Here is a 16,336-nt window from a genome sequence, read left to right on the forward strand (position 1 = left end):
AATTAAGTTTTGACCTAGCTTTTGTTATTGATTTTTTTAGTTAAAAACATCGCGTCGCCATAACTAAAAAATCGATATTTTTGTGCAATTGCAGTTTGGTATGCTTTATCGATATTTTCTTTGCCTGAGAATGCACTTACTAACATCAATAGAGTTGATTCAGATAAATGGAAATTAGTGACCATGGCATCAACCACTTGAAACTCATAACCAGGATAGATAAAAATACTGGTCTCAGAAAAAAACGGAGCTAAAGGAAAGCCTTTAGCTAACGTCACACTGGCAGCACTTTCAACTGAGCGAACTGAAGTGGTACCGACAGCAATAACTCGCCCGCCTGAAGCTTTGGTTTTAATAATTTTATCAATGACTTCTTGAGAAACTTCTGCGTACTCACTGTGCATTTGATGATCGAGTATATTATCAACTTTAACTGGCTGAAAAGTGCCTGCCCCAACATGCAAAGTAACAAACGCAAAATCTGCTCCTTTCGCTGCCAGTTTATCTAGAATAGTTTGATCAAAATGTAAACCCGCAGTCGGGGCTGCAACCGCACCGGGATTTTTATTGTAAACCGTTTGATAACGCTCTTTATCAGCATCTTCATCTGGTCTATCAATATAAGGTGGCAGTGGCATATGACCAATACGCTCTAATATTTGCAATACAGTTTCATCGCTTTCAACTTTGATTTCAAATAAAGGACCTTGGCGTTGCACCATGATTGCATTAACATCATTCTCTAATAACAATGCACAACCTGGTTTAGGCGATTTAGAGCTACGTACATGAGCAAGAAAAGAGATTTCATCTAGAACACGTTCAACTAAAACTTCAATTTTTCCACCGGTTTCTTTAGTACCAAATAACCGAGCTGGAATAACGCGTGTATCATTAAAAATAAGTAGATCATTCTCATTAACCAATTCAACAATATCAGTAAAGTTCAAATGGCTTAATTGTCCTGAATTCGCTTCTAATGAAAGTAAACGACTATTCGAACGTTCAGGCATAGGATAACGCGCAATCAATTCCTCAGGGAGATGGAAAGAAAAATCAGCTACTTTCATAAGGTACTTCCAGCTAAAATAAAACGCGCAGTATACCTGATGCTATATAGGCTGCAAAGGTTTGTCCTATAAATGAAAGCATGTATATGAAAAAAGCAGAGATCTATAAATTCAGCTCTGCTTTTTCTTTCTATAAAACTGAATAACAGTATTAATTTATCAATGCGTTTATCTCTTCTTCTGTTGCATGGCGTACATCAACACCTTTTACTAAATAAACAATTTGCTCACAAATATTCTGGCAACGGTCGCCAATTCGCTCAATAGAGCGTGCAGACGCTAATACTTTAAGTACAAAAGGAACTGAGCGAGGATCTTCCATCATAAAGGTCATTAATTCACGAAGAATACTTTCATATTGGCGATTTACTTTTTTATCTTCATTATGAACAGCAATAGCCGCATGCAGATCTAAACGAGTAAAAGCATCTAATGCATTATGTAACATTTTAGAGACTATTTGCCCCATATTTTCTAAACCAATTAAAGAAGGGACTTTTTGACCATGGTTTTCAATAACCATTTTGGCAATAGAGGTAACGCTATCCCCTACTCTTTCCAATTCAGTGACTGTTTTCATAATGGTTAAGATTAGACGTAAATCACTCGCTGCAGGTTGGCGTTTAGCAATAATACGAGAGCAATCTTGATCAACCGTTGTTTCAAATTGATTAACTTCATTATCTTTTATAATAACCTTACGCGCTAACTCAATATCATTTTCAGCCATTGCACTTAATGCATCCATTAGCTGTTGTTCAATCAACCCCCCCATTTGCATCACTTGATTACGCACGTTTTCCAATTCATTATTAAATTGACCTGAAATATGACGGCTTAAATTTAAGTTTTCCATTTTATTTCCTCAATTAACCGTAACGGCCTGTAATGTAATCTTCGGTTTGTTTTTGTTTTGGTGTTGTAAATAAGGTATTAGTATCTGAATATTCAATTAATTTACCCATATACATAAAAGCAGTTTGATCCGATACTCGAGCGGCTTGTTGCATATTATGAGTAACAATCACCACAGTAAATTTTTGCTTAAGCTCAGTGATCAACTCTTCAATGGTTAATGTTGAGATAGGATCCAACGCAGAGGTGGGCTCATCTAACAATAACACTTCAGGTCCAATAGCGATTGCACGAGCAATTACTAAACGTTGTTGCTGACCGCCGGATAAACCAAATGCATTATCGTGTAATCGATCTTTCACTTCATTCCAAAGTGCTGCACCACGTAAAGAGCTTTCACATGCTTCATCTAATGTACGGCGGTCATTAATACCTTGTAAACGTAAGCCATAAACGACATTTTCATAAATTGATTTAGGAAATGGATTAGGACGTTGGAATACCATGCCAATGCGACGACGTAATGAGGCAACATCTACGGATTTATCATAAATATTAATACCTTGTAACTCAATATTACCGTCGACCTTACAAAGGTCTACTAAGTCATTCATTCTATTAATGCAACGCAATAATGTTGATTTACCACAACCAGAAGGTCCAATAAATGCCGTGACTTTTCCCTTTGGGATTTTCATAGAAACATTATATAAAGCTTGTTTATCACCGTAATAAAGATTTAAATTTTTAATTTCTAAAGCTGTATTGTCAGCGCTTAAGCTTGCAAGATCTTCACCTTTCGGGTTTAAATTGGATAAATCAATCATTGTCTTTCCTAATCTGAGTCACACATCAATGTGTATGCTTTATTAATATCTAATATATTGCTATTCATTTTTTAACTATATTAATGCTCTAGCGAACGGTATTTTTCACGTAAATTATTACGGATTGAAATAGCAGCTAAATTCAAACCAATAATAACAGTTACTAATAAAAATGAAGTGGCATAAACTAATGGACGTGCTGCTTCTACGTTTGGACTTTGGAAGCCAACATCATAAATATGAAAGCCAAGGTGCATAAACTTTCTATCTAGATGTAAATAAGGGAAGTTTCCATCTAGAGGCAATGTTGGGGCCATTTTCACTACACCCACTAACATTAAAGGCGCCACCTCTCCTGCTGCGCGAGCAACCGCGAGGATTAACCCCGTCATGATAGCAGGACTTGCCATTGGAATAACAATACGCCATAACGTTTCAGATTTTGTTGCTCCTAATGCTAATGAGCCTTCTCGTAATGTGCTCGGTATACGACTCAAGCCTTCTTCCGTAGAAACAATAACAACTGGCAAGGTTAAAATAGCCAATGTAAGTGCCGACCATAAAACACCAGGCGAACCAAATGTAGGGGCAGGTAAAGCCTCTGGATAAAATAGCTGATCAATACTGCCACCTAAAATATACACAAAGAACCCTAGACCAAATACACCGTAAACAATGGAAGGAACACCAGCTAAGTTAATAACTGCAATTCGTATAAATTTTGTAATACTGTTTTTGGCAGCATATTCATGCAAGTAAATCGCCGCTATAACACCAAATGGAGTCACAATAACGGCCATTAACATCACCATAAAAACAGTACCAAAAATAGCTGGGAAAACACCACCTTCTGTATTCGCTTCACGAGGGTCACTACTTACAAATTTATAAACTTGGTGAAACCAATGTCCAATTTTTTGTGTTAACGTCATATTGTTGGGTTGATAAAAATCCAAAATATACGAGAGAGGCATAGTCACTAAGCGCCCTGTCATATCTTTCACCACAACACTGTCACGTTTAGCTTGTTCACGATAATCAAATAACTCTGTTTCTAATGCTAAATATTCATTTTGTAATTGTTCACTTTGCCCTTTAAGTTCAAGCTGCTTTTTATCAGTTAATTTTCCATCGAGTTGTAGTTTACGCTCTTGCAAACGAATACGTTCTAATTCGTAATTAATACGCCCTATTTCGCCAGATAATAAATCATCTTCTTTAGAGCGTAATGCAAGTGCTCGCTCAAGACGCTCACTAAGCTCTCTGACTAAACCATTTGGCTTAATATCAAGTGCTTGACCATTAACTTTGATCCCATCGATATAACCATAAAAGTTACCGTTTTTTGTACGTTCAAAAACAACAATATTATCTGCAACCGTTGTAGATTTGATACTTGTTTCAAGGATCCACTGAAAATCTAAATCAACATATTCTCGATTACCAATTTTTATTAAAAAACGATCTAATGAATCTGGTTTATTTTCTAATCCCTTTATACCTGCAGAAATTAATTGCTCTTTTAATACATGTTCAGTGTCATAAATCTCACCGATTAACGTTGATTGATGCCCATCTTCCACTTGCATAGAAAATTCATAAACAGTGGCAGGCCAGAAAAAACTAAGACCTCTCCAGCCTATTAATATAAACAATCCCAACACTGCAATTAAACTTAAACTTACCGCACCACCTGTCATCCAAATCCACGGAGTGCCTGACTTAAACCATTTACCCATAACAATTAACTCCCTATTTATAGGCTAGAATATTTTTCACGCAGACGCTGACGAACAAATTCAGCAATGGTATTAACAACAAATGTAAAAATAAATAATACAAATGCAGCAAGGAATAAAACTCGATAGTGTGAACTACCCACCGCGGACTCAGGCATTTCCACTGCAATATTGGCTGATAACGTACGCATACCTTCAAATATATTCCAATCCATAATAGGTGTATTACCTGTAGCCATTAATACGATCATTGTTTCCCCAACTGCACGTCCCATACCCATCATAATGGCCGAAAATATACCAGGACTTGCCGTCAATAGAACAACCTTTGAAAGTGTTTGCCAGCGTGTTGCACCTAATGCCAATGACCCCATAGTTAGACTTTTTGGAACACTAAAGATGGCATCTTCTGCAATAGAGAAAATAGTAGGAATAACAGCGAAGCCCATGGCGATACCAACAATAAGTGAGTTACGTTGGTCAAAATTGATACCCAACTCATTAGTTAGGTACATACGCGTATCACCATTGAATAACCAAAGTTCAAGCGTGTCACTAAACGCCATAGAAAAGTAACCCGTGATGAATAAAATAGGTAATAAAACTAAAGGTAATACTCCTTCACTGATTCTATCACTTAACGATTTTGGTAAATTACTCCAAATTAAAGCAGCAATTAACACACTAACAGGTAAGCTTATCAGTAATAACAGAATACCTGGCAATTGGTTTTCAACGATTGGGGCTAACCATAATCCAGCCAAAAAGCCCAAAATTACCGTAGGTAAGGCTTCCATTATTTCCACTGTAGGTTTGATATATGTTCTGATGCTAGGCGTCATAAAATAAGCCGTATAAATAGCAGCAGAAACAGCGATTGGAACAGCAAATAACATTGCATAAAAAGCAGCTTTAATAGTACCAAAGGAAATAGGCACTAAGCTCATTTTAGCTTCAAATTCATCGCTTGCTGATGTCGACTGCCAAACGTACTGAGGCTCCGGATACCCTTCATACCATACCTCTTGCCATAAAGCAGACCAAGTAATTTCAGGGTGTTCATTATCAACATGATAAAGTTTGATAAAGCTTTTATCCGCAACCAATATTGCATTTGCGCGCGGGGATATAGCTACTACTAAAGAGTCTGTAGAAGTTAATGATTCAGTAAACAACTTAGTTTCTCCCGTTGAATGAAATATCGATAACTCACCCGACTTGCTTGTTGTCATAAATCCTTTACGGTAATACTCAGGGACAATACTCGTTATATTTTTAGAAGCCTTAAAATCACGAATATAAGTGAACTCACGTTTATTATCTTTAAGCACTTCAAACCATTGGCTAACAACACCATTTTCATTAGCAACTAATAAAGAACTCGCCCCCGTTAACAATTGTATGGTAGAGACATTACTATCTTTAGCATTAATTTGGAAAGCAGATAGAACACGAATATTGTTACTTTCTGAAATATCATAAACCAATAAATTATTACCATTTCTAACAAATAGTTTTCTTAAATTAGGTGTTAATAATAATTGATCAACATGATGTGGAAATGAAGGTAATTCGAATGATTCTTGCTCCCAAGTTGTTTCTCCAGTCATCATATTTTCTTCAGCAGAAAGAAGGAGAAAAACGCCTTTTCCGTCACTTTGTACTGCTGCAACAGCGGCATAATCAGAGTTCATTTCAAATGAAAGTTGCTTTAATGCTTGCTTGTTATCTGAAACACTTAAAGGATCTTCACCAAGAGGAAACCTAAGTTGTGGCGTGATCATACGTTTGTCTTTAGGATAAGTTGTAATGAAATCAGGCTTAACTATCTTCACTTCCCCTTGACCGTTACTAAATGCAAAAGTCCCTGTTGAAGAAGTTGTTCTGGCTATTTTATTAATACTAGGAAAGGCTTGATATTGTAATAAATTTTCACCTAAATCATTTTCTCTTAATGAATAAAATGTTAATAACCCTAGTTCATCAACTTGATAAGCAACTTCATTTTGCTCATCAATTCCTAAAGCGTAAATAGTCGTTGGATCTTGACGTTTAAAAGATTGTGTCTGGTCAATACTAACAGGGGCAAAAATAGGCAGAACAACATATAAAAGATAGCCAAAAATCAATAATAATGTAACTAATACTAAGCTACCACCGCCTGTCACACCATATTTGACTAATTTATCCTTAATAACACGCTTCTTATTAGCTCGTAGCGTGGTCGCTAAATCGCGTTCCATGTATTATCTCCAACATAATTAATGACGGGGAGTATAGATTTGTTTTGTGACACTTATATGACAAAAGTCATGAATATGTTATTTGGAAACGATCATATTCAATATCACTGCAAACTTGACTTATTAAAAATCGATTTATACCAATTACATTAAGTATGTGATCTAAATTTTACGTAGAAAAAACAATTCAAGTTGTTCCATTTACGAAATTTATAACAAACAAGTGAGTTATTTTAATCAGTAAAATAAATTAGCTATTTACTGTGAATACTATTAGTAGCAATTATATTAACTACGTTATCTAAGTTAAGAGTTATTTAAGTAAAGAGCGATTCTCAATAGTCAAAATGTAATGAAAAATTTGCAGCGATAACATTGATGGTCTAAAAAGAGAGGAATTTTGGATAAAAAAAAGGAGACAAAATGTCTCCTTCTTCAATTCTGTTAATCAATAATGATTAAGCTAGCGCTTTTTTTGCAACTTCTACTAAATGAGCAAATGTTGCTTTATCAAATACAGCTATGTCAGCTAAGATCTTACGATCGATTTCAACAGAAGCCTTTTTAAGACCATTGATGAAACGGCTGTAAGATAGACCGCTAATACGAGATGCAGCGTTAATACGCGCAATCCATAGTTGACGGAACTGACGTTTACGTTGACGACGGTCACGGTAAGCGTATTGACCAGCTTTAGTTACTGCTTGAACCGCTACGCGATAAACACGTGAACGAGCTCCGTAATAACCTTTAGCTTGTTTTAAGACTTTTTTATGACGTGCACGAGCTTGTACACCGCGTTTTACTCTTGGCATTTTATATATTCCTTACTTAAGCGAATGGTAACATTCTGTTAATACTAGGTACGTCTACTTTAGCTACCATGCTTTGAGCACGTAGATGGCGTTTACGTTTAGTAGATTTCTTAGTAAGGATATGACGTAAGTGAGATTGCTTACGTTTAAAACCACCAGAAGCAGTCTTTTTAAAGCGCTTTGCAGCACCTTTGTTAGATTTCATTTTAGGCATTGCGAACTCCGCATTGTTAAAATTTAAATTAAACCAGTAAGGCGAGTAAATAGTACGAACATTCTCATATTCGTACATCAATACTTCTTTATGCCTTAGCTAGCACGTTTAGGGCCAAGTACCATCACCATTTGACGACCTTCCAGTTTAGGGAAAGACTCGACAGTTGATATTTCAGCTAAATCGTTTTTAACGCGATTTAGTAATTCCATACCCAGTGATTGATGCGCCATTTCACGACCACGAAAACGTAGCGTTACTTTGGCTTTGTTACCCTCTTCAAGAAAGCGAGTCAGGCTGCGTAGTTTTACCTGATAATCGCCATCATCAGTCCCAGGACGGAATTTTATTTCCTTCAACTGAACCTGTTTCTGATTCTTCCGTTGTTCTTTAACGGATTTACTCTTTTCAAAGAGAAATTTGCCATAGTTCATGATGCGACAAACTGGCGGCTCAGCATTTGGACTAATTTCAACTAAGTCCAAGTCTGCGTCAAATGCCATATTTTTTGCTTCTTCTAAAGAAACAATACCTACTGGTTTGCCTTCTGAATCAGAAAGACGTACTTCAGTACCAGTTATTTCATCGTTTAAACGATGTTTGTTGCCCGTTTGCGGGGCTTTTTTTGCACCTTTTATAACAAATTCCTCCAAGTAATTTATGAACGAGTGATAATTTCTTGTTTTACATGATTAATAAAATTATCAACCTGCATTTTCCCAAGATCATCACCTTTGCGTGTTCTTACTGCAACTTCGTTTGCTTCGACCTCTTGGTCACCCACAACTAATAAGTAAGGAACGCGCTTTAATGTATGCTCGCGGATTTTAAAGCCTATCTTCTCATTTCTCAAGTCCGAAATTGCTCTAACACCCGATTTTTTCAATTTATTTACTACTTCAGTAACAAAATCTGACTGTTTGTCAGTAATATTCATCACAACCACCTGTTGAGGTGATAACCAAGTAGGATAAATGCCTGCGTATTCTTCAGTTAAAATACCAATGAAACGCTCTAAAGAACCCAAAATTGCACGATGGATCATAACTGGTGTATGACGTTCGTTATCTTCACCAACATAAGTTGCGTCTAAACGGCCTGGCATTGAAAAATCTAACTGTATTGTACCACATTGCCAAGCACGACCTAGACAATCATATAAAGTAAATTCAATTTTAGGACCATAGAAAGCACCTTCACCAGGAAGATACTCAAATTTAACACCATTCTCATCTAATGCATGAGCAAGCGCAGCTTCTGATTTATCCCAAGTTGCATCATCACCAACGCGTTTTTCAGGGCGAGTAGATAACTTAACCACGATATCTTCAAAGCCGAATGTTTTATAACATTCAAATACCATATTGATACACGCAGAGACTTCTTCAAGTATTTGTGCTTCAGTACAGAAGATGTGAGCATCATCTTGTGTGAAACCACGAACACGCATTAAACCATGTAGAGAGCCAGATGGTTCGTTACGATGACATGAGCCGAATTCCGATAAGCGCAATGGCAAATCGCGGTAAGATTTCAAACCTTGATTGAAAATTTGTACATGACCTGGACAGTTCATCGGTTTAATTGCATAGTCACGGTTTTCACTACAAGTACAGAACATGCCGTCTTTATATTTATCCCAGTGACCTGATTTTTCCCATAACGAACGGTCTAAAATCTGTGGTGCTTTCACTTCTTGATAACCAAATGCAACTGTTTGCTCACGAATATAGCTTTCAAGCTCACGGAAGATAGTCCAACCATTTGGATGCCAGAACACCATGCCCGGCGCTTCTTCTTGCATATGATAAAGATCTAACTGTTTACCGATTTTACGGTGATCACGTTTAGCCGCTTCTTCTAAGCGTTTTAAATAAGCATTCAATTGCTTTTTATCAGCCCATGCTGTGCCGTAAATACGTTGCAGCATTTTATTGTCAGAATCTGCGCGCCAATATGCACCAGAGACTTTCATTAACTTAAACCATTGACTAAATTTCATCATCGGCACATGTGGGCCACGACACATATCAATGTATTCTTCGTGATGGTATAGGCCAGGACGATCGTCTTTATCGATACCTTCTAAAATTTCTAGCTTATAAGGTTCATTACGCTCTTTAAAAACAGCAATTGCTTCATCAACAGAAACTTTCTTTTTAACCACTTGGTAATTTGTTTTTACCAACTGTTGCATACGTTTTTCGATTTTAGCTAACTCTTCATCATTGATGGTGACATCGAGATCAATATCGTAATAGAATCCATTATCAATGGTTGGACCTATTGCCATTTTAGCATCTGGATATAGTTGCTTAATTGCGTGACCTAATAAATGTGCACATGAATGACGTAATATTTCTAAGCCTTCGTCATCTTTAGCAGTAATGATTGCAACACTTGCATCATGATCAATCGGATCACAAGCATCAACTAATTTTCCATCGACACGACCAGCAATACACGCTTTTGCTAAACCAGGGCCGATATCAGCTGCGATATCCATTATAGAAGTAGTGTTGTCGAATTGACGTTGATTTCCATCGGGAAGAGTAATAATTGGCATGCTAATTCCTCACAGTGATGCTTCCAACCAAAAAGCATTTGTAGTTTGTTAAAATTGAGGGGGCATTTTAATGTATTAAAGCACACAATAAAAGGTATCTAATATGAATTTATTGATACCTTTTATTGTGTGTCATTATTTGATGAGTTAGATAACTGGTTACTCTTTAATTTTTTTATTATTTTCTGTAGAAAATAACTGACCTTTAAATAAGTTCTGTAATATATCTTTATTACTTGCGACGTATAACCCTAACTCTTCAAGTTGCTGATCATCCAAAGAAACGGGACTTTCACTTAAGAATAATGCAATTTGATCTGCACTATCTAGCATTTTATCGTACGCATCAGCTTCTTTCTTGCTGGTAAAGGTCATTTTCTCAACACCTTTTCTTTCTACAATGTATTTAATGATGACTGCCACGGTGGCCTCTTTTAATAAACTAATTAAACATGGTTTTACATACAGTACTACTGCTTCCGAATGAATGCAACTTTTGTCATCCTTAAATTAGTTTGCTATCTTACATTTATGTCAAACTACTGATTATTAACAATGAATACTATTATATGCAGCCATTGTGATATGGTTTCAAAAAGACCAAATTTACAATCAGGCTATGTCGCAAAATGTGCTCGTTGTCAGCGAACTATTTATACTGCGAAAGTAGTTAGGCCAGATAAGATGTTTGCGTTAGCAATCAGTGCATTAATGGTGTGTATTCCAGCATTCTCTTTTCCACTTATCTCTGTTCATTTATTAGGTATTACCGAAGGTACAAACTTAATACATGGTGCAATAATGATGATAGATATTGCTCCTCTTGTTTCTTTTATGGTGTTATTTTGTGCTGTACTGTCACCCACATTATTAACCTTATGTATGGCGTTTAGTAGTTTTTGTATGATGTACAATAAACGACCTGCAATGCTCAATTATGTTTTAAAACTAACCAGTGCATTGTTACATTGGTCTATGCTTGAAGTTTACTTGATCAGTCTGATGGTCGCGATTGTAAAATTAATGAGTTATGCAGATCTTTATTATGGTAGTGGAATGTTATTTTTTATCGCTCTTTTAATTATCAATATGACCATGATAAGTGAGTATAACAACGTTAAGTATTGGGAATATTTACGCAATGGATAAGCCTTTAAAACCAGGTATTAGTGCCATACAACAAAATAGGCAGTTATGTCGTATTTGTGATACCGATTGCTCAATTACAGGCAATGCAACATATTGCCCTCATTGTGGTAGTCCAATCTCACCCCGTATAAAAAACAGTCAACAAAAAACATGGGCACTATTATTTACAGCTATTGTATTTATTTTTCCAGCCAATCTTTACCCTATTACTTATTTATTAAAAAATAATACACTTTACCCTGATACTATTTTTTCAGGCATTTTAAGTCTATTAGATAGTGATATGCCAGCAATTGCATTTATTGTATTTATCGCCTCTATTTTAGTACCAATATTAAAAATTCTAGCATTAACATTCATTTCATTTGCGGTGCATTTTCAATGGCAACTTAATCCTAAAAAACAACTGATTGCTTTTTCAATCGTTGAATGGATTGGCCGTTGGTCAATATTAGATTTATTCGTTATTTCAATCATGGTTGCAGTTTTTGACAAAGGGAACCTGTTATCTGTTTACCCTGGTATTGCAGCAACCTCTTTTACAGTTGTGGTTGTTACCACATTATTTGCAGCAGAGAGTTTTGATACTCGCTTAATTTGGGATGCTAACATCGATGCAAAATAACCCTTCTTCAGAAACAGTGATTACTAAGTCACATTCAATTTCACCTATTTGGTTTTTGCCTTTTATTGCAGCGATCTTAGGGGCTTGGATTTTATTTCAAAATATTACCCATAAAAATGAACATATAACCATTCACTTTTCCAATGCTGATAGCATCATTGTTGATAAAACAAAAATCCGCTATAAAGGCGTGATCGTAGGGACAGTCAAAAAAATTGAACTAGATGAAGTTGATGGTGTTAATGTTTTTGCTGAAATTGAATCTCATGCAACGTTTCTTTTAAAAGAAAAGAGTCAATTTTGGCTTGTTTCTCCGAAAGCCTCCCTTACCTCGATATCTGGCTTAGATACTTTATTTTCAGGTAGTTATATCAACTTATTACCTGGGGAAGGTGAAGCCGCAACGACTTTTGAAGCAACAACAGAGCAACCAGAGATCATTCCTGATAATGCATTATTAATCAATTTAAAAAGTAACAATGCAGCTTCTATTAATATTGGAACACCTATATTTTTCAAAAAGATACAAGTAGGTGAAATTGTGCGAGTCCGACTCGATAAATCAGGAAAATTTGTTAATATTCAAGCGTTTATTGAAAGTAAATATAGCCACCTTATCAAAAAAGAAAGCCAGTTTTGGAATATTAGTGGTTTAAATGCCAATATTTCACGCTCGGGAGTTGATATCAAACTCGATAGTTTAACTTCTTTAATTGCAGGTGGTATAACATTTAGTAGTCCTGATTCCGATACTCCCCCAGTAAAAGATCAACAATTTAATTTATTTGAGAATATTGATGAAAGTAAACAAGGTTTACAAATCACCCTTAAATTAACAAATACTGATAATTTGCCTAATGGTGCAGGTATTTTATTTAAAGGGCATGGTATTGGTCGTATTAACCATATTCGTTATGATACTGATTCTCAGTTATTTATTGCTCAAGCAACTATTAACCCAGCTTTTTCTGAAATGGTAACTGAGAACGCACAATTTTGGATAGAAAAAGCCTCTATCTCTTTTTCTAAAATTGAAAATTTGAGTAATTTAATTACTGGTGATTATGTTGGTTTTTCTTACAGCGAAAATTATAAACAAGAAAAACAAAAGACTGAATTTGTACTCAATAATAATCAACTACCTTCTCAGGAGTATGCATCAATTACTTTGATTGCCGATAATGCAAATGGATTAACAGCAGGGGCTTCCGTCACTTATAAAGGCCTAAAAATAGGTAACATTACCTCACTTACTTTAACCAAAGACAGTAAACATATAAAAGCGATGTTAAATATAAACAAACAATTTAGTTACTTGATTAATAAAAATAGTAAATTTCATTTATTAAGTGGTGTCAACTTTAAAGCTTCTTTGCAGGGGATAGAAGTAAATAGTAAACCATTAAAAAATATACTCTTAGGTGGCATCGCTCTTTATAATAAATATCCTCCCACTAAAAAGAATAGCAAAACACCACTCAAAACAAATCAGTTGTTCCATTTATATGCATCTAAAGAAATGGCAAAATTAGGTAAGAACGTTTTTACGGCGCCTTTAAAAGTATCATTATTAAGCAAAGAATTACCATCTGTCAGTGTTGGTTCTCCTGTTTATTATCATAAATTAAAAGTAGGTGAAGTCAGTGACTTAACATTGCATGATTCAGGTTTAATGCAAACAAGTCTAGAAGTAAGCGCTCAATTTAAACACTTAATTACCAATAAAACTGTTTTTTGGAATATTAGCGGTTTTCAAGTTGATGCGGGGCTTTCGGGTGTCAAAGTGAATGCAGAATCATTACTTTCAATTGCTGCAGGAGGTATCGCATTAGAGCTAGCGCCATCTGTTAAAGGAAATGTAACAAGCCAAGGTCAATATCGTTTGTTTGATAGTTATCAGCAGGCAACTATTCCGCCTAAACAACTCACTTTAACTTACGATAATGCTTTTGACCTTAAAGTTGGTAATAAAGTAAAACTTAAAGGTTTAGATATCGGTGAAATCAGTAACTTAACCCTTAACAAGCACAATAAGATAGACGTTACTTTGGATATTGATGCAAAGTATTTTGCTAAAGTCGCTAAAAAAGGCAGCCGATTCTGGATCGTGCGTAGTGATATTTCATTATCAGGAGCTAAAAATTTAAGCACGCTGATTAGTGGTGTTTTTATTAATGTATCGCCTGGTACAGGTAATGCTTTAACTAAGTTTACCGGAGAAAGCCATGAGCCATTATTAGCTCAAAATAAAACAGGCTTGCCTATTACATTGTTAGCAGATAATGCCGGCTCAACAGATATCAGTAGCCCAGTTTATTATCGTCAAATCCAAATTGGTGAAGTTATCAATAAACGTTTAAACAGTGACGCTTCTGGTGTTGAAATAGAGCTTAACATTTATCCTGAATATGCTTATTTGATTCGTTCTAACAGTGTATTTTGGCCAGCGTCTGGCTTTAATTTAGATGTTGGCATCACAGGAGCAGCGCTAAAAGCGACATCTCTTACCTCCCTCATCAAAGGAGGAATCAATATGAGCACACCAGATGATGAAAAGCTTCAACCAGCAAGTAAAGCCTTTGCTTCCTTTGAGTTACAATCAGAAAGTAAAAATTCTTGGTTAAAATGGAAACTTAAAATTCCTAAAAGTAATTAATTAAAGTTTATGTTATCTTGCGCGCACTTTTAGTGCGCGTTTTGGCAAGCATCATTTATTGGATAATTTTATGGACAGCAATACTTTTATACCTCAAGCATTTATCGATAAAATGTCTGATATTTTACCAAGTCACTTACATATTGATGATTTAGTTGATGCCTGTCGTCGTCCATTACGCCGTGCTATTCGAGTAAATACTCTGAAAATATCAGTTGCTGACTTTAAATTACGAGCAATCGAACAAAACTGGTCTTTAACCTCTATTCCTTGGTGTCCTGAAGGTTTTTGGATCATGACCGAAGATCAAACTAACTCTCTTGGTAATAGCGCCGAACATTTAGCTGGGCTTTGTTATATCCAAGAAGCAAGTTCAATGATGCCCGTCAGCGCCCTATTCCATTTTTTTGAGCCATCAAATAGTTCTGTTTTATTAGATGCTGCGGCAGCCCCTGGCTCTAAAACGACACAAATAGCAGCCTTAATGCAAAACCAAGGACTTGTTATAGCCAATGAGTTTTCATCTAGCCGTATTAAAATGCTGCATGCCAATATTCAACGTTGTGGCATCAATAATGTAGCTTTAACCCATTTTGATGCCCGCGTATTTGGAGAATGGTTACCGGAAACATTTGATGCCATTCTATTAGATGCCCCTTGCTCAGGAGAAGGCACAGTACGCAAAGATAAATATGCAATGAAAAACTGGTCCCAAGCTTCTATCGAACAAATAACAGCGATGCAAAAAGAGCTTATTGTTAGTGCATTTAATGCATTAAAACCGGGTGGTTTTTTAGTTTATTCAACTTGTACTCTAAGCCAAGAAGAAAACCAAGATGTACTTCATCATTTACAAACAGAATATCCTGACAAAGTTAAGTTTCTAAATTTAGAGAATTTATTCCCTAGTGCAAACAAAACACTCACTCAAGAAGGATTTTTACATATTTGGCCACAAATTTATGATACTGAAGGTTTCTTTGTTGCTGCTATACAAAAAGTAGAAAGCTCAATAAAACAAAATTATAATAAACGCCCTGCTAAGTTACCTTTCATCAAAGCCTCATCACAAGAAAAAGCAAACTTGCAAGCATATTTTGAACAGCAATTCGGTATTAAAGAGCTAGATGGTATTTTATATAAACGTGAACAAGAGCTTTGGCTATTTCCTGCTTCAATAGAGCCCTTGATGGATAAAATTCGTTTTTCTCGCTTAGGTATCAAAATAGCTGAACAATTTGGTAAAGGCCGTAAAATAGGCTTTAAAACCATGCATGAATTTGCACGCTGTTTTGCTAAAGATAGCAGTAAAAATAATGTAGAGCTTTCAGCACAACAAGCTAATGAATTTTATCAGGGTAGAGATATCCACGATATTGATTGTAAAGGAAATAGTGGAGAAGTATTTGTTAACTATCGAAGTAATGTAATAGGTATAGGAAAGTCATTGGATACTCGAATAAAAAATAACTTACCTAGAGAGCTTATACATGATAAAAAATTGTTTAAAATGTAAGTAATATGCATAACTTTTAAGACTTTATTTTTTATTAGCCCTAATGGTATTTAAATTAAAT

14 protein-coding genes are annotated in these 16,336 nt (G+C 35.6%); 4 read left to right on the forward strand and 10 right to left on the reverse strand.

Going from position 1 to position 16,336, the window contains the following annotated elements; all coding sequences use genetic code 11:
- Positions 1-14: 14 nt before the first annotated feature.
- From queA to E2R68_RS03345, 10 genes are all read right to left on the reverse strand, one after another.
- The gene (queA, locus tag E2R68_RS03300; protein WP_134276085.1) at positions 15-1,070 is read right to left on the reverse strand and encodes a tRNA preQ1(34) S-adenosylmethionine ribosyltransferase-isomerase QueA; all 1,056 of its coding nucleotides are present in this window, start codon (positions 1,068-1,070) and stop codon (positions 15-17) included.
- Between the two features lie 151 nt (positions 1,071-1,221).
- Positions 1,222-1,926, reverse strand: a complete 705-nt coding sequence (gene phoU, locus E2R68_RS03305) for a phosphate signaling complex protein PhoU (protein WP_134276086.1) — start codon at positions 1,924-1,926, stop codon at positions 1,222-1,224.
- Positions 1,927-1,939: 13 nt separating this feature from the next.
- Positions 1,940-2,752: a phosphate ABC transporter ATP-binding protein PstB gene (pstB, locus tag E2R68_RS03310; RefSeq protein WP_134276087.1), complete on the reverse strand. Its 813-nt coding sequence runs from the start codon at positions 2,750-2,752 to the stop codon at positions 1,940-1,942.
- 80 nt (positions 2,753-2,832) lie between these two features.
- The gene (pstA, locus tag E2R68_RS03315) at positions 2,833-4,491 is read right to left on the reverse strand and encodes a phosphate ABC transporter permease PstA (RefSeq protein WP_134276088.1); all 1,659 of its coding nucleotides are present in this window, start codon (positions 4,489-4,491) and stop codon (positions 2,833-2,835) included.
- A gap of 17 nt (positions 4,492-4,508) precedes the next feature.
- The gene (locus tag E2R68_RS03320) at positions 4,509-6,734 is read right to left on the reverse strand and encodes an ABC transporter permease subunit (RefSeq protein ID WP_134276089.1); all 2,226 of its coding nucleotides are present in this window, start codon (positions 6,732-6,734) and stop codon (positions 4,509-4,511) included.
- A 458-nt stretch (positions 6,735-7,192) separates the two neighbouring features.
- Positions 7,193-7,549 carry a 50S ribosomal protein L20 gene (gene rplT, locus E2R68_RS03325; RefSeq protein WP_025564056.1) on the reverse strand — a complete coding sequence of 119 codons (357 nt, stop codon included), beginning with the start codon at positions 7,547-7,549 and terminating at the stop codon, positions 7,193-7,195.
- 16 nt (positions 7,550-7,565) lie between these two features.
- Positions 7,566-7,763 (reverse strand): 50S ribosomal protein L35, encoded by a 198-nt coding sequence (gene rpmI, locus E2R68_RS03330; RefSeq protein ID WP_025564055.1) that lies wholly within the window; start codon positions 7,761-7,763, stop codon positions 7,566-7,568.
- A gap of 95 nt (positions 7,764-7,858) precedes the next feature.
- Positions 7,859-8,416: a translation initiation factor IF-3 gene (infC, locus tag E2R68_RS03335; protein WP_134276090.1), complete on the reverse strand. Its 558-nt coding sequence runs from the start codon at positions 8,414-8,416 to the stop codon at positions 7,859-7,861.
- A gap of 5 nt (positions 8,417-8,421) precedes the next feature.
- A complete protein-coding gene (thrS, locus tag E2R68_RS03340; RefSeq protein WP_134276091.1) occupies positions 8,422-10,329 on the reverse strand; it encodes a threonine--tRNA ligase in 1,908 nt (635 codons plus the stop codon).
- Between the two features lie 159 nt (positions 10,330-10,488).
- The gene (locus E2R68_RS03345; protein WP_134276092.1) at positions 10,489-10,752 is read right to left on the reverse strand and encodes a YebG family protein; all 264 of its coding nucleotides are present in this window, start codon (positions 10,750-10,752) and stop codon (positions 10,489-10,491) included.
- A 162-nt stretch (positions 10,753-10,914) separates the two neighbouring features.
- On the opposite strand from E2R68_RS03345, the gene E2R68_RS03350 reads away from it, so the two are divergent.
- The 4 genes from E2R68_RS03350 (at position 10,915) to rsmF (ending at position 16,275) form a co-directional block, all read left to right on the forward strand.
- A complete protein-coding gene (locus E2R68_RS03350) occupies positions 10,915-11,478 on the forward strand; it encodes a paraquat-inducible protein A (protein WP_243834583.1) in 564 nt (187 codons plus the stop codon).
- Positions 11,471-12,103, forward strand: a complete 633-nt coding sequence (locus E2R68_RS03355) for a paraquat-inducible protein A (RefSeq protein WP_134276094.1) — start codon at positions 11,471-11,473, stop codon at positions 12,101-12,103. Before E2R68_RS03350 ends, E2R68_RS03355 begins: the two co-directional genes overlap by 8 nt.
- Entirely contained in the window at positions 12,093-14,759 is a 2,667-nt protein-coding gene (locus E2R68_RS03360) for an MlaD family protein (RefSeq protein ID WP_134276095.1), read from the forward strand. Before E2R68_RS03355 ends, E2R68_RS03360 begins: the two co-directional genes overlap by 11 nt.
- Positions 14,760-14,829: 70 nt before the next feature.
- Positions 14,830-16,275 (forward strand): 16S rRNA (cytosine(1407)-C(5))-methyltransferase RsmF, encoded by a 1,446-nt coding sequence (gene rsmF / locus E2R68_RS03365; protein ID WP_134276096.1) that lies wholly within the window; start codon positions 14,830-14,832, stop codon positions 16,273-16,275.
- The last annotated feature ends 61 nt before the right edge of the window (positions 16,276-16,336 follow it).

It is taken from the genome of Psychromonas algarum (genome assembly GCF_004376845.1).
Lineage (GTDB): Bacteria > Pseudomonadota > Gammaproteobacteria > Enterobacterales > Psychromonadaceae > Psychromonas.